Source organism: Nonomuraea pusilla (assembly GCF_900109355.1).
Classification (GTDB): domain Bacteria; phylum Actinomycetota; class Actinomycetes; order Streptosporangiales; family Streptosporangiaceae; genus Nonomuraea; species Nonomuraea pusilla.
On sequence record NZ_FOBF01000013.1, the window covers coordinates 179486 to 198608 of the forward strand.

The following is a 19123-nucleotide window of genomic DNA, read 5'->3' on the forward strand; positions in this document are numbered from 1 at the left end:
CGTCATGCGCAGCCGTACCAGGGAGAACCTCGCGGGGTGGCTGTTCGTGGCGCCGGTGGTGGTGATCCTCGGGCTGTTCATGCTGCTGCCCATCCTGATGGCGCTCTGGGTGAGCCTCACGGGATGGAACGGCCAGGGCAGCCCGTTCCGCGCCGGCGTGCCGTTCGTGGGCGGGGACAACTACGCCCGCCTGTTCACCGAGGACGGGCTGGCCCGCGAGGACTTCATGACCAGCATCCGCAACAACGTCTACTACGTCGCCGTGGTCGTGCCACTGCAGACGGCGCTCGCGCTCTTCCTCGCGCTGGTGGTGAACAAGCGCAGGACGTTCTTCCGCACCGCCTTCTACTTCCCGTCGGTGACGAGCTCCGTCGCGATCAGCGTGGTGTTCCTGTTCATCTTCAGCAACTCGGGGGCGGTCAACCAGCTCCTGGCCCTCGCCGGGGTGGACGGCCCGAAGTGGTTCTCCGACCCGCGCGGGGTGATCCAGCTGCTCGTCGGCGATCCGCCCGCCGCGCTCACCGAGCACGGCGTGCTGGGCCTGACCTGGTGGGACTGGCTGTCCGGGCCGAGCGTGGCGATGTGCGCCATCATCGCGCTCGTGGTCTGGACGACGTCGGGGACGTTCATGCTGATGTTCCTCGCGGCGCTGCAGAACATCCCGAAGGCGCTCGACGAGGCGGCCATGATCGACGGCGCCACCCGGTGGCAGCGCTTCTCGCGGGTGACGCTGCCGATGCTCAAGCCGACCATGTTCCTGGTGCTGACGCTGGGGCTGATCGGCACCTGGCAGGTCTTCGACCAGATCTACGTGATGAGTCAGGGCAACCCTGCCAAGACCACGCTGACACCGGCGTTCCTGTCGTACCGGACGGCGTTCCGGGACTTCGACTACGGCATGGGCACGGCGATCTCGTTCGTCCTGTTCCTGATCATCGTGCTGATGACGCTGTTCCAGCGGTGGGTCATGAGGGAGCGGAAGGCATGAGGCGGATCGTCCTGATCGTCTTCTCGGTCGTCTTCATCTACCCGTTCGTCATCCAGATCGCGAACGCCTTCAAGACCGACCCCGACGCCGCCGCCAACCCGCTGTCGCCCATCCCGCACCCGGCGACGCTGTCGGCCTTCGAGCGGGTGTTCATGGACACCGGCATGCCGGTCTGGCTGGCGAACTCGCTGCTGGTCACGGTGGTCGTGACGCTCGGGCGGGTGCTGCTGGACTCGATGGCGGGGTACGCGCTGGCCCGGCTGCGCTTCCGGGGGCGGGCCGGGCTGTTCGCCACGGTGATCGCGGTGATGGCGGTGCCGGGAGTCGTCCTCTTTATCCCGAAATTTCTGGTCTTGAACCAATTGCAGATCTACAACTCGTACCTCGCGCTGATCCTCCCGCTCATCGCCGACGCCGCCGGCGTCTTCATCATGAAGCAGTTCTTCGAGTCGGTCCCGCCCGGCGTCGAGGAGGCGGCCCGCATCGACGGCGCGGGAACGTTCCGCGTGTTCTGGTCGGTGGTGCTCCCGATGTCCCGGCCGGCGCTGATCACCCTGACGATCCTGTCGTTCCAGGGCTCGTGGAACGAGTTCCCCCACACCCTGGTCGCCGTCCAGGACCCGTCGCTGTTCACGCTCCCGCGCGGCCTCGCCGACCTGGTCAGCGGCTCCCTCGGCGGCGGGACCCAGTTCCCGCTGAAGCTGGGCGCCGCGCTCCTGGCCACGATCCCGGTCGCGCTGATCTTCATGGTGTTCCAGCGGCACTTCATCCGCGACCCCAACCAGGGCGCGGAGAAGGGCTGACCGGCCACCGGGCGAGGCCGGCGAGCCACTCTCGCCGGCCTCCCGCGTGAGCTCCGCCCTCCCGCGTGAGGGCGGGCCCCGCGTGAGCACGGGCCCCGCGTGAGCGCGGGCCTTCGCGTGAGCGCGGGCGGCGTCTCAGCGGGCCAGGCGGCGGACCAGGCGGGAGGCGGCCGCGATCCCCGCCGCCGCGGCCCCGAGCAGGGCGGCGTCGTCGGCACCCCGTTCGTCGGAACGGCCCGGATGCGGGTGAAGGTCTCGCCCCAGGAGCCACAGCGCGGGCTGCACCGCCGCGGAGTCGTCGCCGCGGCGGGCGCGCAGTTCCCCGGTGAGCTGCCCCGGCGTGCCGGCCGCCCGTGCGCGTCCCCGGCGCATCAGCGCGACCCGGTCGCCGTACTGCTCGGCCTCCTCCATGTGGTCGGTGGTGAACAATCCCGGTGGCGGCGCGTACCGCCTGGATGTGCTCCCACACGCCGGCGCGGGCGATGGGGTCGGGCCCGATCGTGGGCTCGTCCGAGATGAGCAGCCTGGGCGCGCTGACCAGCGCCTGGGCCAGTTCGAGGCGGCGGACCACGCCGCCGGAGAACGTCTCGGCCGGCCGGTCGGCGGCCCCGGCGAGGCCGACCGCCTCCATCGTCTGGGCGACCCGGGCCGCGCGCTCGCGCCGGGGGACGTCGAAGACGCGCGCGAACAGCGAGACTTTCTCGCGCCCGGTGAGGCGGCCGTCGGCGGACAGCTGCTGCGGGACGCGGCCGAGCAGGCGGCGCACGGCCATCGGGTCCGCCGCAGCCCGGCGCACCGGTCCCGCGGCCGAGCAGGCGGCGCACGGCCATCGGGTCCGCCGCGGCCCGGCGCACCGGTCGTGGGACGGCTTCCGGTCGGGCCTGCCGTCACGGGCCGGCGCGGCGTCATGGCGCGGCCTCCTCCCGCAGGCTGTCGGCGAGTCCGCGCAGCGCGGGGACGGCGGCGGCGAGCGCCTGTCTGTCGGCCTCGCCGAGCCCCGGCGACGTGCGCGCGCACCAGCACGGCCCGGCGTTCGCACCAGCACGGCCCGGCGTTCGCACCAGCGCGGCCCGGCGTTCGCGCCAGTCGCGCAGCCGCGCCTCGCCCTGCAGGGTGAGCGGGAGCCGCGCGGACCGGCGGTCGTCGCGGCCGGGCTCGCGCCGCAGCAGCCCGGCGGCGGTGAGCTGCTTCACCAGGGTGGACACGGAGTTCCCCGCCAGGTACAGCCCCTTGGCGGCGGCCGAGACGCCGATGCCCGGGGTGGAGGCGACCAGGCGCAGGAGCTCCACCTGGGCACCGCGCAGCGGGGGCCGGTCACGCCGCGCCGCGGCCTGCCCCGGACGAGGCGCTGGACGCGGGACATGACGGAGATCAAAGACTCCGGCAATACCAGAAACATCACCTCTGCTGATGACTTGTCTCCGTACGCACCTCCCCACCTGCCCGGATCCCCGGCGGCACCACAGCGACGATGACGCGCGGGCGCGCCGGGGAGCCCGCGGCGCTTTGACACCCGTACGGCTAACCGCTATCTATTGGCTAGCCGTTAGGGGGGTGGGATGCAGGACGCGGTGCTGGCGATGCTCGCCAAGGAGCCGGCGCACGGGTACCACCTGCGCGTCCGGCTGAGGCAGAGCCTCGGCCCGCTGGGCGAGTCGATGAACCCCGGCCAGATCTACGTGACCCTGGCCCGGCTGGAGAAGGCCGGGCTGGTGGTCTGCGAACGGGCCGAGGGCCTGCCCGAGCGGCCGGAGCGCAAGGTCTACGCGCTGACGCCGGCCGGGCAGCAGCGGGTGGCCGCGTGGCTGGCCGAGGTGGGATGGCCGAAGCCGGACCTCGCGGAGTTCCATCTCAAGCTCGTCGCCGCCGCCGCGGCCCGCCTCGCCGACCCGGTCGAGCTGGTGGCGGCGCAGCGCCGTGAGCTGCTGCGCCGCCTGCGCGAGGCGCAGCGGGCGGCGCTGGCCGAGCCCGCGGGGTCGGGCGCCGGTCTGCTGCTGGAAGGGGTCGTGCTGCGGCTGCAGGCGGACCTGCGCTGGCTGGCGGCCTGCGAGCGGGCCTGGTCCGAGGTCGATCACGAAGTCGAGGGTGGATGAACGTGTCAGGTGGCGTGGTACGGGCTCGCGGCCTGGTGAAGGACCACGGTCAGGGGCAGAGCAGGGTCCGTGCGGTGGACGAGGTCGACCTGGAGGTGCCTCAGGGGCAGATGCTGGCGGTGATGGGGCCGAGCGGCTGTGGGAAGTCCACGCTGCTGCACCTGCTGGGCGGCCTGGAGCGGCCCACCGATGGCGAGGTGTGGGTGGCCGGCCGGCGCATCGACACGCTGAGCGAGCGGGCCCTGGCGCGGCTGCGCCGCCGGTCGGTGGGGTTCGTCTTCCAGGCCTTCCATCTGGTGGCGGAGCTGTCGGCGGCCGAGAACGTGGAGCTGCCCGTGCTGCTGGCGGGGCGCTCGCGCCGGGAGGCCAGGCGGCGCGCGGGCCTGCTGCTGGACCGGGTCGGCCTCGCCGATCGCGCCCGGCACCTGCCGTCGCAGCTGTCCGGCGGGCAGCGTCAGCGGATCGCCATCGCCCGCGCGCTGGCCAACGACCCGCTGGTCGTGCTGGCCGACGAGCCCACCGGCAACCTCGACACCGCGGCGACGCTCGACGTGCTGAGGATCTTCGAGGACCTGCGTTCAGCGGGGCAGACCCTGGTGATCGTCACGCACGACGAGCGGGTCGCCGCCACCGCCGACCGGCTGATCTCGATGCGCGACGGGCTGTTCGTCGACGACACCCGGCTGGCCGGCTCCCACACGGGCGGGCTCGGCGGGCTGATCGGGCTGGAGGGCTGAACGTCATGGGCTCCATCGTGCTCGTCGTGCGCCTGGTGCTGGCCGACGTGCGCCGGCACCGGGTGCAGGCCGCGATGCTCCTGCTCGCGGTTACCGTGGCCACCGCCACGATGGCCCTGGGCCTGTCCCTGCGCGGCGTGAGCGACGCGCTGTACGAGCAGACCCGCGCGGCCACCGCCGGGCCGGACGTGGTGGCGCTCTCCGGCGACACGGGCCCCGCCGTGACCTCGGCCCTGGCCTCACTGGCGGACGATCCGGAGGTGGTCGCCCACCACGGCCCCTACCGCATCGTCTACGCCACCCTCACCGCACGCGGTTCCACCTCGTCCCCCGTGGTGGTGCACGGCTTCGCCGAGACGCCCGGCGCGGTCGACCGTCCGCTGGTGACCTCGGGTCGCTGGGTGCGCTCCGGCGGCGCCGTCCTCGAACGCGGCTTCGCCACCGCGCTGGGCGTCGGCGTCGGCGACCGCGTCACCATCGCCGGCCGGTCGTACCCCGTCGTCGGGATCGCCGTCACCGCGGCCACCTCCATCTACCCCTGGGCGGCGCAGATCGGCCCGGGCGGCGGCCCCAGCGACTACAGCGGCCTGGCCTGGATGACCCGGCCGGACGCCCGGAGACTGGCGGCCTCCCACGATCTCCCGGTGACCTCGGCGATCGACCTCAAGCTGCGCGACCCGGCCGCGACCGAGGCCTTCATGGACGCCCACAGCGGCCTCGGCATCAGGGTCACCTTCCAGCCCTGGCAGTTCAAAGCCGAGCAGGACACGGTCATCCTCAGGGACGCCCAGCCGATCCTGGTCGTCGGCAGCTGGCTGCTCAGCTTCCTGGCCATCACCGGAGTGGCGGCGCTGGCCGCGGGACGCGCCGTCGAGCAGACGCGCCGGGCCGGGCTGCTCAAGGCCGTCGGCGCCACCCCGGGCCTCATCACCGCCGTCCTGTTCACCGAGTACCTGGCGCTGGCGCTGCTCGCCGACGCGCTGGGCCTGATGGTCGCCCACCTGGCCATGCCGGCCATCGCCAGCCCCACCGCCAGCCGGATCGGCGACGCGGCCGGCCCCGACGGCGCCACGGTCGTCGCGGCGACCGTCCTCGCCGTGGCGGTGGCGGTGCTGTCCACGCTGCGTCCGACCCTGCGGGCCATGCGCACGGCGACCGTCACGGCGCTGACGGCCACCGCGCACCAGCCCCGTCACCGGCCCTGGCTCACCGCGCTGTCCGCGCTGCTGCCCACGCCGCTGCTGCTCGGGCTGCGGCTGACCGCCCGCCGGCCGGGCCGCGCCGTGCTGCAGGCGTGCTCCTCCGCCACCAGCGTGATCGCGATCGCCGCCCTGCTGACCCTCCACGCCCAGCCGGAGAGGGGCTACGGCCTGGACGGCTCCTCGGTCCTGCCCAACCTGCGGGGCGAGCACGACCGCGGGCTGATGCTCGCCGTCACCATCCTGCTGATCGCCCTCGCCGTCGTGAACACCGTCACGCTCACCTGGACCACCGCCATGGAGGCGCGGGCGAACATGGCCGTCGCGCGTACGCTCGGCGCCACCCCCGCCCAGATCACCGCGGGGCTGTCCGCCGCCCAGCTCCTGCCCGGCCTGCCCGGCGCCCTCATCGGCATCCCTCTGGGCATCGGCCTGCTCTCGCTCTTCGCCGCCCCGAACGCGGCGGATCCCCCCTCCGCCTGGCTGCTCGGCGCCGCGCTCGCGACCGTCCTGGTGACGGCGGCGCTGACCGCCCTGCCCGCGCGCCTGGCGGCCCGCCGGCCGGTGGCGCAGGCACTCAGCGCAGAAACGGCCTGAACCGCGTCAGGGTCCTCCTGCCGCCGGTGTCGCGCCGGCAGCCCGGCGTCCTCCCCGGTGTCATGGCAGGAGGAAGGCCTCCGGACCCCGGGAGCGGCCGTCCCGCACGCCCTTCTCGCCGGTCACCCGGGTTCGGCCGGGGGCGGCGCCTCCGGCGCGGTCATCCGGGAGAGCGCGACGATCCGTTCCAGCGCCGCCGCGTGCCGCTGGAACGCCTGCCGCCCCTCCGGGGTGAGCCGCACGTAGGTGCGCCGGGCCCGCTTGTCCTGCCCCTTGTACACCTCGACGTACCCGGCGCCGGCCAGCGCGGAGATCTGCTTGGACAGCGCCGAGTCACTGGTGCCGATCGTGTCCCTGACGAAGCCGAAGTCGACCCAGTCGGCCGGCGCCAGCAGCGCGACCACCGACAGCCGCGCGGGCACGTGCAGGAACTCATCGAACTGGGGGTCCATCAGCCTGCAGCGCAATCGACGTGACGATCCGGCGGATCAGCGGCGTGATCGCGATGTACACCACGGCCGCGAAGACGGCGCCGACCATGGCCTGCGACAGCAGCCCGTGCGCCGGCAGACCGAACAAGGCGAAGCCGGCGACCCTGCCGATGACGAAGGCGATGAAGTAGGCGGGCGTCATGACGACGAGCATGGCGATCATCACACCCCTGGGCTTCGGGTGGACGGCGACCCGGAACGAGCTCAGGAGCCCCGAGCCCATGTACACGGCGAGCCCCAGCCCCAGAGCGACGGATCTCCAGGGCAATTCGAGATCGATCGACGCGAACACGCCCAGGAGCCCGAGCGCCGAGACGATCACGAAGGGCCAGGGAAGGATCTTGCGGACCATCTCCTCTCGGGTCCTGTCCTGAAAGGCGCGGATCTGATCAAGCGAAGACTGGGCATCCTGCGGATTCATGTGCCACCCCGTGGTCGACTACTTTCCCAAGAGGAAAGTACCATCTTCTTTCCCGACAGGAAAGTGGTACGGGGCAGGGTGACGACCGGGACGTCGCTGGGGATGTCCAGCTCGACGCGGTGCCAGCGCCCGCGCGGGACGACGGCCGCGGTTCCCGCCGTCAGCCTGATCTCCTCCTCCCGCTGTCCCGGCCGCTCCGGCCGCAGGCGGAGGCGCATCTTCCCGATGAGGCAGGGAGACGAGCTCCTCGGCCTCGGGATGGACCTCCCAGTGGTCGGCGTGGACGTCGGCGCCGGTCCTCGCGTGGAAGGCGGTCAGCGGAGTCATCCGCCACCCCGCGGGAGGTGGGGCCGGGGCCGCCCCCCGGAAGGCCAGGAGCGCGTCGCGGCCGCGCTCGCCGGGGAGATCGGAGACGCTGGATCGCCGGTACTCTCATGGCGAAAGCCAACCGGATGGAGGAGCGAGGAGTGGAGGGTCCCAGCGCGATCGGGCGGGCGCTGCTCGCGGTCAGCGACCAGTGGACCCTGCTGATCCTGCAGCGCGCGTTCCTCCTTCGGGTACGCCGCTTCGCCGACTGGCGCGACGAGCTCGGCATGTCCGAGTCGGTGCTGGCCAACCGGCTGAAGGAGATGGTCGCGGGCGACCTGCTGAAGCCGGCGCCGTACCGGGAGGAGGGCCGCACCCGCACCGAGTACCTGCTGACCGAGCGGGCGGTGGAGCTGTGGCCGGTGCTGGTGGAGATCTGGTCGTGGGAGCGCAGGTGGGTGCCGAGGCGGCACGGGCTGCCCGAGCTGACCCACACCGGCTGCGGCAGGCGCACCGACGTGGAGCTGGGCTGCGCGAGCTGCGGCCGCGCGGGGGTGACCGCGCGCGACACCGAGACGGTCCGCGGCGCGGCGACGTTCGCGCAGGTCACCGTGCCCCGCCTGCACCGCAGGACGGTCAGGGGCGAGGCCGACCCGCTGTCGTACCTCCCGGAGACCTTCGAGGTGCTGGGCGACAGGTGGAGCACGGTGATCCTGGCCGCGGCCTTCCTGGGGCTGCGGCGCTTCGCCGACTTCCAGGCGGAGCTGGGAGTCGCGCCGTCGGTGCTGTCGAACCGGCTGCGGCGCTTCACCGACCTCGGCGTGCTGGAGGTGGAGGAGCCGGGCGCGCGGCCGAGGTACCGGCTGACGGACAAGGGCCTGGACTTCTTCGGGATCTTCGCCTTCCTGGTGGACTGGGCGCAGCGGTGGTACACGGGCCCGCCCGACACGGACCTGCGCATCACCCACCGGGCGTGCGGCCTGCCGTTCCGTCCCTGCCTGCGCTGCCGTTCCTGCGGCGAGGCGGTCAGCCGCACGCGGGTGCGCTTCGCCCTGCCGGAGCGCGACGCGACGGCATGACGCGCGAGCGCCCGGTGACGAAGGAGCCGTCGGTCAGCGGCGTCGCCGGCCGCCGCTGTCAGTCGTCGGCGGAGGTGACGGCGAACAGCGCGACCGTGGTGCAGCTGCCGCCGATGTTGAGGGTCAGCGCGGTGCGGGCGTTCGGCACCTGGCAGGCGCCCGCCGTGCCCGACACCTGGCGGGCGGCGTCGTGCAGCATGCGCACGCCGGTCGCGCCCACGGGGTGGCCGAGGCCGATCAGCCCGCCCGACGGGTTCACCGGCAGGCTCCCGCCGAAGTCGATCGTCCCGGACTCGATCGCCCGCCACGACTCGCCGGGCGGGGTCAGGCCGAGGTGGTCGAGGGCGACGTACTCGGTGACGGTGAAGCAGTCGTGCGTCTCGATCACGTCCACGCCGGCCGGTCCTTCGAGGCCGGCGCGCCGGTAGGTGTCGAGCGCCGCCTGCCGCAGGTGCGGGAACAGGTACGGCTCGCGCACCGCCAGCTTGTCCTTCAGTGGCAGGGGCGCCGTGCGGTGCCCCCAGCCGGAGACGACCGGGCCGCGCCCGCCGTACCGGCCCGAGGCGAGCACGACGGCGGCGGCGCCGTCGGTGATGCGCCCGCAGTCGTACTTGCGCAGCCGTCCCTCGACGATCGGGTTGAGCGTGTCGTCCTCGCCGAAGCAGCCTTCGGGGAACGTCCACGACCGGGTCTGGGCGAGGGGGTTGCGCAGCGCGTTGCCGTGGTTGATCTCGGCGATGCGCGCCAGGTGCTCGTGGGAGAGGCCGTGGCGGGCGTCCACCTCGTCGGCGATCTCGGCGAACAGCGCGGGCCACGGGTAGTCCGCCGAGGTCGCCTCGCGGCCCGCCCAGGCGGCGCAGCCCAGGTGCCCGGCGGCCTCCTTGGCGCCGACGTTGCGCATCAGCTCCACGCCCACGACGAGCGCCACGTCGTACCGCCCCGCCTCCAGGTCGGCCATGGCGGCCAGCACCGCCATGGAGCCGGAGGCGCAGGCGGCCTCGTGCCGCGACGTGGGGAGCATGGCCCACGCGGGGTGGGCCGCGGCGACCATGCCGCCCAGGTGCGCCTGGCCGGCGAAGAGCTCGCCGGCCAGGTTGCCGACGTGGGCGACCTGCACGTCCTCCGGGGGCACGCGGGCCGCGGCGAGCGCGCCGAGGCAGGCCTCCTGGAGCAGGTCGAACAGGCCCACGCCCGAGCGGGCGAAGTCGGTCTGGTAGCCGCCGAGGACACGGATCACAGCTTCAGCTCCCGTTTCAGGATCTTTCCGACGGGGTTCCTGGGCAGCGCGTCCACGATCTCCAGCCGTTCGGGGAGCTTGTAGGAGGCGATGCCCTTGTCGCGGAGGAAGGCGACCACCGACTCCAGGGAGATCTCCCCCTGGGGGACGACGACCGCGCAGACCTTCTCCCCCAGCACCTCGTCCGGGTAGCCGGCGACGGCCACCTCGGCGATCGAGGGGTGGCCGGCGAGCAGGGCCTCCAGCTCGGCCGGGGCGATGTTCATGCCGCCGCGGATGACGATGTCCTTGGCGCGGTCGACGTAGCGCAGGTACTGGCCGTGGTCGCCGGCGATCTCGAACAGGTCGCCCGTGCGCAGGTAGCCCTCCTCGTCGAACGGCTCGACGGCCGCGGTGCCGGGCAGGTACCCGGCGAAGACGGTGGGCCCGCTGAGCCGCAGTTCCCCCGGGATACCGGGCTCGGTGACCTCCACGCCGTCCGGCGAGACCAGCTTGACCCGCACCCCGGGCACGGTGGGGCGGGGGAAGTAGCGGGCGCGTACCTCGGGGTCGGGCATGCGCTCGGGGTCGGAGAGCAGCGTGACGCCCTCGTTGGAGCCGAAGAAGTTGATGACGGCGATGCCGTGCCGCTCCTGCCAGCCCTTGACCATGGACGGCGGCAGCGGCGCGGAGCCCGAGCCGATCCTCGTGAGCGACGGCGGGACCGTCACGCCCTGGAGCAGCAGGAGGGTGAGCAGGGCGGGCGGGGCCAGGGTGTAGGTGACCTGCTCGTCGGCGATCTGCGCCAGGTAGGTGGGCAGGTGGAAGGGGTGGTGCTGGACCAGCGTCGCGCCGGTGCGCAGCCACGGCAGGAGGACGCCTCCGATGCCGGCCATGTTGACCATCGGGAACGGGTTGAGTATCACGTCGCCGGCGGTCAGGCCGGGCGCGGCGGCGCAGATGGCGGCGACGGCCAGCCAGTCGTAGTGGCATCTCGGCACCCCCTTGGGCGTGGCCTCGGTGCCGGAGGTCCAGCAGATCGTGACCCGTTCGGCCGGGTCCGCGGTGCGGCTCGGCGCCTCGGCCGCGGTGACGCCTTCCAGGTCGGCGGGCCACGACAGCGTCGGCGTGCCCTCGGGCGCGCGCGACTGCGGCCCGGTGACCAGCAGCGTGGCGCCGGACAGCGGCAGCAGCAGGCCCAGCTCGTACGCGCGGTACTGCACGGGGAAGGGCGTGACGGTCGCGCCGAGCCGCACGGTCGCGAGGAAGATCACGGCGAGCTCGACGCTGTTGGGCAGTTGCACGGCGACGACGTCGCCGGGCCCGACGCCGCGCGCGTGGAGCACGCCGGCGACCCTGTCGACCTCGGCGTCGAGCCGCGCCCAGGTCAGCCGCTTCGGGGGCCCGATCGTCTTGTCGGGCGGGTCGACGATGGCCGTGGCGCGGGGACGCGCCGCCACCTGGGCCCTGAGCAGCTGGTCGATGGTGTCGCCCGTCCACCAGCCCTCGGCGGTGTAGCGGGCGATCCGATCGGCGGAATGCGTCATCGCGGCTCCCATCGGTGATGGGCGCACACTACGAAAGCCGAAGCCAGGTCGTCAATCGTTGACAGCTGACTTCGCTTATCGTAGTTTCCGGCCATGGCCGAACGTGTCGTGATGATGGACGAGTCGGGCGAGCGGAACCCGTACCTGCTGGGCGTCTACGCCCCGGTCCAGGCCGAGGTCACCGCCGACGAGCTGACCGTGATCGGGCGGATCCCCGCCGACCTCAACGGCGTGTACCTGCGCAACGGGCCCAACGCCCGCCACCCGGTGAAGGGCCGCTACCACTGGTTCGACGGCGACGGCATGGTCCACGCCGTGCACTTCGAGAACGGCAGGGCCCGCTACCGCAACCGCTGGGTGCGCACCCGCGCCTTCGAGGCGGAGTCGGCCGCCGGTAAGGCCCTGTGGACGGGCGTCATGGAGAACCCCGAGGGCAACCCGTTCGGCAACGCGCGCGGCCTGCCGTACAAGGACACGGCCAACACCGACGTGATCTTCCACCGCGGGAGGGTCCTCGCCTCCTGGTACCTGTGCGGCACGCCCTACAGCCTCGACCCGCTCTCGCTGGAGACGCTCGGCGCCGACACCTTCCTCGACACGCTGAACGGCGACTTCATGGCCCACCCCAAGGTGGACGAGCGCACCGGCGAGCTGTTCTGGTTCGACTACGGGCCGCGCCCGCCGTACCTGCGCTACGGCGTCGTCGGGCGGTCGGGCACGGTGGAGCACCGCGTCGAGCTGGACCTGCCGGGCGCCAGGCTCCCCCACGACATGGCGATCACCGAGAACCACGCGATCCTCATGGACCTGCCGCTCTACCAGGACCTCGACGCCGCCCGGCACGGCCGCTACAAGCTCACCTTCGACCGCGAGCTGCCCTCGCGCTTCGGCGTCATCGCCAGGCGCGGCCACCAGGTGCGCTGGTTCGACGCCAAGCCCTGCTACATCTACCACGTCGTCAACGCCTGGGAGGAGGGCGAGGAGATCGTCCTCGACGTGTGCCGCGTCTCCCGCCCCGCGCCGCACGGCGCCGGCTCGCCGCTCTCCCGGATGATCTCCTACCTGAAGCTCGACGCCCGCATGTACCGCTACCGCTTCGACCTGCGCACCGGACGCACGTCCGAGGAGTACGTGGACGCCGACCACAACACCGAGTTCCCCTCCATCGACGCCCGCTCCACCGGCTACCGCACCCGCTACGCCTACAACGTCTCCGTCGCCGACGCCGAGACCAACCTCTTCGACGGCCTGGTCCGCTACGACAACGTCACCGGCGCCAAGGAGACCTGGTCCTACGGCCCCGGCGTCTACGGCAGCGAGGCCCCGTTCGCCCCGCGCGACGGCTCGACCGGCGAGGACGACGGCTACCTCGTCAGCTTCGTCACCGACGCGGCCGCCGACCGCTCCGAGGTCCAGATCCTCGACGCGTCGCGGATCTCCGACGGGCCGGTCGCCCGCGTGCTGCTGCCGCAGCGGGTGCCGCTCGGCTTCCACGCCACCTGGATCCGCTCGGAGCAGCTGCGATGAACGACGCCTACGTCTACGAGTGCGTCAGGACCCCGCGCGGCAAGGCCCGCCCCGGCGGCGGCCTGGCCGGGGTCACGCCGCTCGCCATGCTGGAGGGCCTGCTCGCCGCCCTCACGGAACGCACCGGGCTGCGGGGGGCCGACGACCTGCTCGTCGGCTGCGCCACCCAGCACGGCGACCAGGGCGGCAACCTGGCCCGCACCGCCGCGCTGACCACCGGCTTCGACTCCCCCGGCATGACGCTCAACCGCTACTGCACCTCCGGCATCGACGCCGTGCGCGCCGCCGCCGCGCTGGTCGCGTCCGGCGCGGGCCGCTGCGTGGTCGCGGGAGGGGTGGAGTCGGTCTCCCGCGTCCCCATGTTCTCCGACCGCGGGCCGCTGTGGTCGCTGCCCGTCGGCTCGCTCCACATGGGCGTCGCCGCCGACGCCGTCGCCACCCTGGAGGGCTTCACCCGCGAGGAGCTCGACGCGTACGGGGTGCGCACCCAGACCCTCGCGGCGGACGCCTGGGCGGGTGGCCGGCACGCCCGCTCGCTCGTCCCGGCCGGCGGCCTCGCCCACGACGAGCACGTACGGCCCGGCACCACGCCCGCCGCGCTCGCGGCGATGGAACCCGCCTTCGCCGGGACGCCCGAGCAGGACGAGATCGTCCTCAGGCACCTGCCCGAGCTGGACGCCGTCCGCCACCTGCACACCCGCGGCACCTCGCCCAGCCTCTGCGACGCGGCCGGCCTCGTGCTCGTCGGCCGCGACCTGGACCTGCCGCCGCTGGCCCGCGTCGCCGGCACCGCCACCGCCGCCGGCGACCCCGTCACCATGCTCACCGCCGGGCAGCTCGCCGTCGAACGGGTGCTGGCCGAGGCCGGGCTGTCGCCGGACGACGTCGAGGTCTTCGAGTTCGCCGAGGCCTTCGCGGCGCTCTGCCTGAAGTTCCAGCGGGACCTCGGGGTCGGCGACGACCGCTTCAACGTCAACGGCGGCACCATCGCCATGGGTCACGCCTTCGGCGCCACCGGCGCGATCCTGATCGCCGCCTGCGTGGACGAGCTGCACCGCCGTGGCGCCCGCTACGGCGTCGCGGCGGTCAGCGGCGCCGCCGGCTCAGGATCGGCCGTCCTGCTGGAGCGCGTGTGAACCCGCCCGTGCCGCTGGACCGCATGAACGTGTCCGTCCTGTGGGAGCGCGCATGAACCTGTCCGTGTCCCTCGGCCTGTGGCAGGACCGCCCGGCCGAGGAGGCCCTGCTGACCGCCCGCGCCGCCGACGAGCTGGGCTACCCCACGCTCTGGGTCGGCGAGATGGCCACGTACGACGCTTTCGCCCTGGCCACCGCCATCGGCCTGGCCACCGCCCGGATCGGGCTCACCGTCGGCCCGCTCGCGGTGGCCGTCCGCGACCCCATGATGATCGCGATGGGCGCCGCCTCCGTCGCCTCGCTCACCGGCCGGCAGGTCGACGTCGCCGTGGGCACGTCCAGCCCGACCGTCGTGGAGAGCTGGCACGGCCGCTCCCGCGCCAGATCCGCCACCGCGCTGCGCGAGACGGTCCAGGTGCTGCGGCCGCTCCTCGACGGCGACAGATCCGGCTTCACCGGCGCCTGCGTGAGCAGCACCGGCTACCGCCTGCGCCTGCCCGCCCCCCGCTCCCGGCTCGCGGTGGCCGCCTTCGGGCCCTCCGCCGTCCGCACCGCCGCCTCGGCGGACCGCATGGTGCTCAACCTCGTCACGCCCGCCTCCGCCGCGCGGCTCACCGCCCGGCTGCGCGCCGTCAACCCGGACGTGCCCGTCACCGCCTGGGTCACGGCCGCCGCCGACCCCGACCGCGAGGCCGTCGACCGCGTCCGCCGCGCCGTCGTCGGCTACCTGCCCGCCCCCGGCTACGGCGAGATGTTCGCCGAGGCCGGGTTCGGCGACGTCGTCGCGTTCGCCCGTACCCGGCCGCACCCGCGCGACCTGCTGGCCGCCGTCCCCGACGAGCTCGTGGCGTCGGTGTCCCTGCTGGGGGACCCGCGGGCGCAGCTGGCGGCGTACGCGGCGGCAGGGGTGGACGAGGTGGCGGTCGTCCCGGTCGGCACCGACCGCGACCCGGGCGGCGCCGCCACCCTCGCATCGCTCGCCGCCCGCTGAGGGGCCGCCCCCGCGGTCGCCGCGCCGCCTCACATTCGGCGGCGTCGCGGTGTCGGACTGGTGAGACGCCATCGAGAAGGGAACCCTCGCCATGTCCACGCAGCCCTCGCAGCCCACGCCCCACAAGGTCGTCGTCATCGGCGGCGGCTACGCCGGCGCGCTCGCGGCCAACCGTCTGCGGACGCGCCGCGACGTCGACGTCACCCTGGTCAACCCCCGCCCGGAGTTCGTCGAACGGGTCCGGCTGCACCAGCTCGCGGCCGGCACCGGCGAGGCCACGGCGGACTACGGCACGCTGCTGGGCGAGGGCGTCCGGTTGGTGGTCGACAGCGCCACGCGCATCGACACCGCCGCCCGCGCGGTGCGGCTGGCGTCGGGCCGCGCGCTGGACTACGACCACGTCGTCTACGCGGTCGGCAGCACCGGCGCCGTCCCGTCGTCGGTGCCCGGCGCGGCCGCGTTCGCGTTCGACGTCGCCGAGCTGGAGTCCGCGCGGCGGCTGCGCGCCAGGCTGGACGAGCTGCCCGCCGACGCCCCGGTCACCGTGGTCGGCGGCGGGCTGACCGGCATCGAGACGGCCGCCGAACTGGCCGGACGAGGACGCCGGGTCACGCTGGTGTGCGGCGGGACCCTGGCGCCCTCGGTCAGCGCGCCGGGCCGCCGCTACGTCGCCGGCTGGCTGTCGCGGCACGGTGTCGCCGTGCTCCAGGCCGACGCCGTGACCGAGGTCCGGCCGGACGCGGTCGTCCTCGCCTCCGGCGCGGCGCGTCCGAGCGCCCTCACCGTCTGGGCGGCGGGTTTCGGCGTGCCGGGGCTGGCGGCCGCGAGCGGGCTGCGCACCGACGAGCTCGGCCGGTTGCTCACCGACGAGACGCTGACGAGCCTCGACGACGACCGGGTCGTCGCGGCCGGGGACGCCGCCGCGCCCTCGGGCCGGCCGCTGCGGATGAGCTGCTACGCCGCCGGGCCGCTCGGGGCGCAGGCCGCCGACACCGTGCTGAGCCGCATCGCGGGAACCGAACCCGCGGTCATCAGGCTCGCCTTCTCGGGGGCGTGTGTGAGCCTCGGCCGGCGCGCCGCCATGCGGCAGCTCGCCCGCAAGGACGACACCGCGGTGAACGTCTACGTCGGCGGACGCGTGAGCGCGGCGTACAAGGAGCTGACGTGCAGGCTCGGGGTGTGGAAGATCCGCCGCGAGGCCCGCAGGCCGGGCTCCCTGATCTGGCCCAAGGGCGGCCCACGACCTGAGGGGCCGGCCGCCTCCGCCACCCGGTGACCACCCGCGGGGTCGTTGCCCGGAGCCGGAAGGCGGCGTAGCTTTCGTGAGGTACGCCGCACCGGGGTCCCTCACCTATCCGGCGGCGGGCCTCGGCGTCAGCAAGACCGCGGTCAACACGGTCGCGCGTGGCAGCCGGACGGGAGCCGGGACGCCACGCGCCACCGCCTGACCTGGACCACCGGTCCGCGTTCCGGCCGGGCCTGCTCACCCGGCACCGGCCCACGACCAAGGGAGAGGCGATGACCAGCATCGTCGAGCGGTATCACATCCCCGAGCAGCATTTCTGGCTGCGCGGAGGGCGTTCGGGCCCGCCGGTGGAGTACGACGCCGGCACCGGCATCTGGAACGTCTACGGCTACCCGGAACTCCACGAGGTCCTCGGCGATCCCGCGACGTTCTCCTCGGACGTCATGCGCGTGATCCCCAAGGACCTCATGCCGGACAGCGAGGACTTCTCGCTGGCGGGCTTCATCACCCAGATCGACCCGCCGGAGCACGGCAAGCTGCGCAAGCTGGTCAGCAGCGCCTTCACCCGCAAGGTCGTCGCGGATCTGGAGCCGAGGATCGCGCGGCTCACCCACGAGCTGCTCGACGCGGCCCGCGAACGGGGACGCCTCGAACTGGTCGCCGACCTGGCCTACCCGCTTCCCGTCACCGTCATCGCCGAGCTGCTCGGGGTGCCCGGCGGCGACCGCGTCCTGTTCAAGCAGTGGGCCGACGCGATGTTCGAGCGCGACACCAAGATCTCGCTGTCGAGGACCGCCGCCGAGCAGCAGGCGGACGCGCGGGACGCGCTGAAGGCGTGGAAGGAGATGGCGGGCTACCTCGCCGCCCACGCCGCGGAACGCAGGCGGCAGCCGCGCGCCGACCTGCTCACCAGGCTGGTCGAGGCCGAGGTGGACGGCGAACGCCTCCCCGACGACCAGGTCGTCAACTTCGCGATCGTCCTGCTGCTCGCCGGACACGTCACCACGACGATGCTCCTCGGCAACACGGTGCTGTGCCTCGACGCGTTCCCCGAGGTGCAGGACCGGGTCCGAGCCGACCGCGCCTCGGTCCCGGCCGTCATCGAGGAGTCGCTGCGCTTCCTCACCCCGTTCGCCGCCCTCAGCCGCTCCACCACGCGCGAGGTCGAGCTGGGCGGCGTGACGGTCCCGGCCGACCGCCTGCTCATGATCTGGCTCGGGGCGGCCAACCGGGATCCCCGTCAGTTCCCGGACCCCGACGTCTTCGATCCGGGCCGCGACCCCAACCCGCACCTCGCCTTCGGCCGCGGGATCCACTTCTGCCTGGGCGCCCCCCTCGCCCGGCTGGAGGGACGGGTCGCGCTGAACATCCTGCTCGACCGGTCCGACCGGCTGCGCACCGACCCGGACGACCCGGTGGAGTTCATGCCCACGCCGACCATGACGGGAGTACGCCGCCTCCCGCTGCGCTGACTCATCCCGTCGAGGAGCCGGTGCCGGGGACGGTGTCCGAGCCGCCGTGGCGCGTGTCGTCGCCCTGGCGGTGCCCTGTCTCCGGCCGGCCGCCCGGTCCCTCGTCCGGAAGCGGCAGCGGCGTCTCCTCGCAGGGCGCCACCGGGCCCCTGACGACCTGCATCGACAGCGCGACGGGCGGCCGGTCCTCGCCCGCCGGGTCGACCGAGACCGCCAGCACGAGCGTCTCGCCCGGCCCCACCTGTCCCTTTCCAAGGTCGAAGGCGATCCCCTTGCCGTCCTCGCCGCGGCCGACCTTCAGCTGCCCGTCCGCGACCGCCGGCTCGCCGCGGGAGGGCCGGCAACCCTTCCCCGCCGGCAGGTAGTCGATCTCCGCCTTGATCCCGGCACGGGCCAGCTCGGCCTCCAGCTCCCCGGGGTCGCGGAACGCGTTGATCTGCACCCGCACCGATCCGTCCGCGCGCTCGCTCACCGCGTACGCCGTGGTGACGCCCCCGCCGAAGACGGTGAACCCGGCCGTGACGGCCGCCGCCCCGGCCACCACGGCGCCGAGCCTCAGGGCCCGGCGGTTCACGCCGCGCCCGCCCCGCGTCCGGACGGCGGTGTCCCCTTCCTCCGCCCTCCTGGCGTGCTCTTCCATGACCGCTCTGATCAGTCGCTCCTCGAACCTGTCGTTCATGCCTGCGCTCCCCTGTACTCCGCCGGGGCCGAGGCGACGCCCTTGAGGGCGTTCCTGGCCCGATGCAGCCGGACTCGTGCGGTGACCTTCCCGATGCCGAGAGCGGTGGCCGCTTCGGCGACCGTGAGCTGGTCGATCGCGACCAGTTCCAGCACGGCCCGCTCCCCTTCCGGCAGGCCGGCCATCGTCTGGCGGGCCTCCCGCAGCTGACGCTCCGCGTCGATGCGCTCCTCCATCCGGACGATGTCGTCGTCGTCCATCAACCTGCGGCCCGCGACGCGGCTGACCGCCCTCGCCTCCAGAGCCGACGAGCGGTGATGGCCCGACACGACGTTGCGCGCGATGCCGTACAACCACGCGATCTCGCTGCCGCGCCCGCTGACGTAGGTGTGCGCCGAGTCCAGGACCGCGACGAAGATGTCGCCGGTCAGGTCGGCGGCGAGCTGCGGATCGCTGACCCGCCGCACCACGTACCGCATGATCGCGTCGGCGTGGCGGCGGTAGAAGGCCTCCAGGGCCGCCGGGTCTTCACTGAGGCGCACTCGCCTCGCTCCCTTCGTCGTCCGCCCTTTCACCTGTACTTGGAACGGGAGGC

General features: G+C 73.6%; 19 protein-coding genes and 1 pseudogene. 11 read left to right on the forward strand and 9 right to left on the reverse strand.

Features of this window, described 5'->3' with window-relative positions; translation table 11 throughout:
* Positions 1 to 4 precede the first annotated feature (4 nt).
* The gene (locus BMX74_RS25945; protein WP_055502184.1) at positions 5 to 988 is read left to right on the forward strand and encodes a carbohydrate ABC transporter permease; all 984 of its coding nucleotides are present in this window, start codon (positions 5 to 7) and stop codon (positions 986 to 988) included.
* A complete protein-coding gene (locus tag BMX74_RS25950) occupies positions 985 to 1791 on the forward strand; it encodes a carbohydrate ABC transporter permease (RefSeq protein WP_055502185.1) in 807 nt (268 codons plus the stop codon). Before BMX74_RS25945 ends, BMX74_RS25950 begins: the two co-directional genes overlap by 4 nt.
* Positions 1792 to 1926: 135 nt before the next feature.
* On the opposite strand, the gene BMX74_RS45835 is transcribed toward BMX74_RS25950, so the two are convergent.
* From BMX74_RS45835 to BMX74_RS25960, 3 genes and pseudogenes are all read right to left on the reverse strand, one after another.
* Positions 1927 to 2202, reverse strand: a complete 276-nt coding sequence (locus BMX74_RS45835) for a hypothetical protein (protein WP_256257264.1) — start codon at positions 2200 to 2202, stop codon at positions 1927 to 1929.
* A 100-nt stretch (positions 2203 to 2302) separates the two neighbouring features.
* A pseudogene (locus tag BMX74_RS46720) lies at positions 2303 to 2563 on the reverse strand (ATP-binding cassette domain-containing protein); the annotation flags it as partial.
* Between the two features lie 133 nt (positions 2564 to 2696).
* A complete protein-coding gene (locus tag BMX74_RS25960) occupies positions 2697 to 3080 on the reverse strand; it encodes a MarR family winged helix-turn-helix transcriptional regulator (RefSeq protein ID WP_218154057.1) in 384 nt (127 codons plus the stop codon).
* Between the two features lie 270 nt (positions 3081 to 3350).
* Here BMX74_RS25960 and BMX74_RS25965 point away from each other — a divergent pair, with 270 nt between their 5' ends.
* From BMX74_RS25965 to BMX74_RS25975, 3 genes are read left to right on the forward strand one after another with little or no spacing between them, the layout of a single operon-like run.
* On the forward strand, positions 3351 to 3884 hold the full coding sequence (locus BMX74_RS25965; RefSeq protein WP_055502187.1) for a PadR family transcriptional regulator: 534 nt from the start codon (positions 3351 to 3353) through the stop codon (positions 3882 to 3884).
* Positions 3881 to 4621, forward strand: coding sequence for an ABC transporter ATP-binding protein (locus BMX74_RS25970; RefSeq protein ID WP_091103344.1), 741 nt, complete (start codon positions 3881 to 3883; stop codon positions 4619 to 4621). The genes BMX74_RS25965 and BMX74_RS25970 overlap by 4 nt, the downstream gene beginning before the upstream one ends.
* 5 nt (positions 4622 to 4626) lie before the next feature.
* On the forward strand, positions 4627 to 6417 hold the full coding sequence (locus tag BMX74_RS25975) for an ABC transporter permease (RefSeq protein ID WP_091103346.1): 1791 nt from the start codon (positions 4627 to 4629) through the stop codon (positions 6415 to 6417).
* Between the two features lie 122 nt (positions 6418 to 6539).
* On the opposite strand, the gene BMX74_RS25980 is transcribed toward BMX74_RS25975, so the two are convergent.
* The gene (locus tag BMX74_RS25980; RefSeq protein ID WP_055502190.1) at positions 6540 to 6869 is read right to left on the reverse strand and encodes a winged helix-turn-helix domain-containing protein; all 330 of its coding nucleotides are present in this window, start codon (positions 6867 to 6869) and stop codon (positions 6540 to 6542) included.
* Positions 6850 to 7329, reverse strand: a complete 480-nt coding sequence (locus tag BMX74_RS25985) for a hypothetical protein (protein WP_091103347.1) — start codon at positions 7327 to 7329, stop codon at positions 6850 to 6852. The genes BMX74_RS25980 and BMX74_RS25985 overlap by 20 nt, the downstream gene beginning before the upstream one ends.
* Before the next feature lie 467 nt (positions 7330 to 7796).
* Here BMX74_RS25985 and BMX74_RS25995 point away from each other — a divergent pair, with 467 nt between their 5' ends.
* The gene (locus BMX74_RS25995) at positions 7797 to 8714 is read left to right on the forward strand and encodes a winged helix-turn-helix transcriptional regulator (protein WP_055502192.1); all 918 of its coding nucleotides are present in this window, start codon (positions 7797 to 7799) and stop codon (positions 8712 to 8714) included.
* 58 nt (positions 8715 to 8772) lie between these two features.
* Here the strand turns inward: BMX74_RS25995 and BMX74_RS26000 are convergent, their stop codons facing one another.
* Entirely contained in the window at positions 8773 to 9951 is a 1179-nt protein-coding gene (locus BMX74_RS26000) for an acetyl-CoA acetyltransferase (RefSeq protein ID WP_091103350.1), read from the reverse strand.
* The gene (locus tag BMX74_RS26005) at positions 9948 to 11477 is read right to left on the reverse strand and encodes a class I adenylate-forming enzyme family protein (RefSeq protein WP_091103352.1); all 1530 of its coding nucleotides are present in this window, start codon (positions 11475 to 11477) and stop codon (positions 9948 to 9950) included. The genes BMX74_RS26000 and BMX74_RS26005 overlap by 4 nt, the downstream gene beginning before the upstream one ends.
* A gap of 93 nt (positions 11478 to 11570) precedes the next feature.
* Here BMX74_RS26005 and BMX74_RS26010 point away from each other — a divergent pair, with 93 nt between their 5' ends.
* The 5 genes from BMX74_RS26010 (at position 11571) to BMX74_RS26030 (ending at position 17849) form a co-directional block, all read left to right on the forward strand.
* On the forward strand, positions 11571 to 13004 hold the full coding sequence (locus BMX74_RS26010; RefSeq protein ID WP_091103353.1) for a carotenoid oxygenase family protein: 1434 nt from the start codon (positions 11571 to 11573) through the stop codon (positions 13002 to 13004).
* Positions 13001 to 14140, forward strand: coding sequence for an acetyl-CoA C-acyltransferase (locus tag BMX74_RS26015; RefSeq protein ID WP_091103355.1), 1140 nt, complete (start codon positions 13001 to 13003; stop codon positions 14138 to 14140). Before BMX74_RS26010 ends, BMX74_RS26015 begins: the two co-directional genes overlap by 4 nt.
* A gap of 52 nt (positions 14141 to 14192) precedes the next feature.
* Complete coding sequence (locus BMX74_RS26020; RefSeq protein ID WP_055502197.1) at positions 14193 to 15131, forward strand: LLM class F420-dependent oxidoreductase; 939 nt, start codon at positions 14193 to 14195, stop codon at positions 15129 to 15131.
* A 91-nt stretch (positions 15132 to 15222) separates the two neighbouring features.
* On the forward strand, positions 15223 to 16407 hold the full coding sequence (locus BMX74_RS26025; protein WP_055502198.1) for an NAD(P)/FAD-dependent oxidoreductase: 1185 nt from the start codon (positions 15223 to 15225) through the stop codon (positions 16405 to 16407).
* Between the two features lie 242 nt (positions 16408 to 16649).
* Positions 16650 to 17849, forward strand: a complete 1200-nt coding sequence (locus BMX74_RS26030) for a cytochrome P450 (RefSeq protein WP_055502199.1) — start codon at positions 16650 to 16652, stop codon at positions 17847 to 17849.
* Between the two features lies 1 nt (position 17850).
* Here the strand turns inward: BMX74_RS26030 and BMX74_RS26035 are convergent, their stop codons facing one another.
* Both BMX74_RS26035 and BMX74_RS26040 read right to left on the reverse strand, forming a co-directional pair.
* The gene (locus BMX74_RS26035; RefSeq protein ID WP_091103357.1) at positions 17851 to 18528 is read right to left on the reverse strand and encodes a hypothetical protein; all 678 of its coding nucleotides are present in this window, start codon (positions 18526 to 18528) and stop codon (positions 17851 to 17853) included.
* Positions 18525 to 19070 carry an RNA polymerase sigma factor gene (locus BMX74_RS26040; RefSeq protein WP_055502201.1) on the reverse strand — a complete coding sequence of 182 codons (546 nt, stop codon included), beginning with the start codon at positions 19068 to 19070 and terminating at the stop codon, positions 18525 to 18527. The genes BMX74_RS26035 and BMX74_RS26040 overlap by 4 nt, the downstream gene beginning before the upstream one ends.
* Between the last annotated feature and the right edge of the window lie 53 nt (positions 19071 to 19123).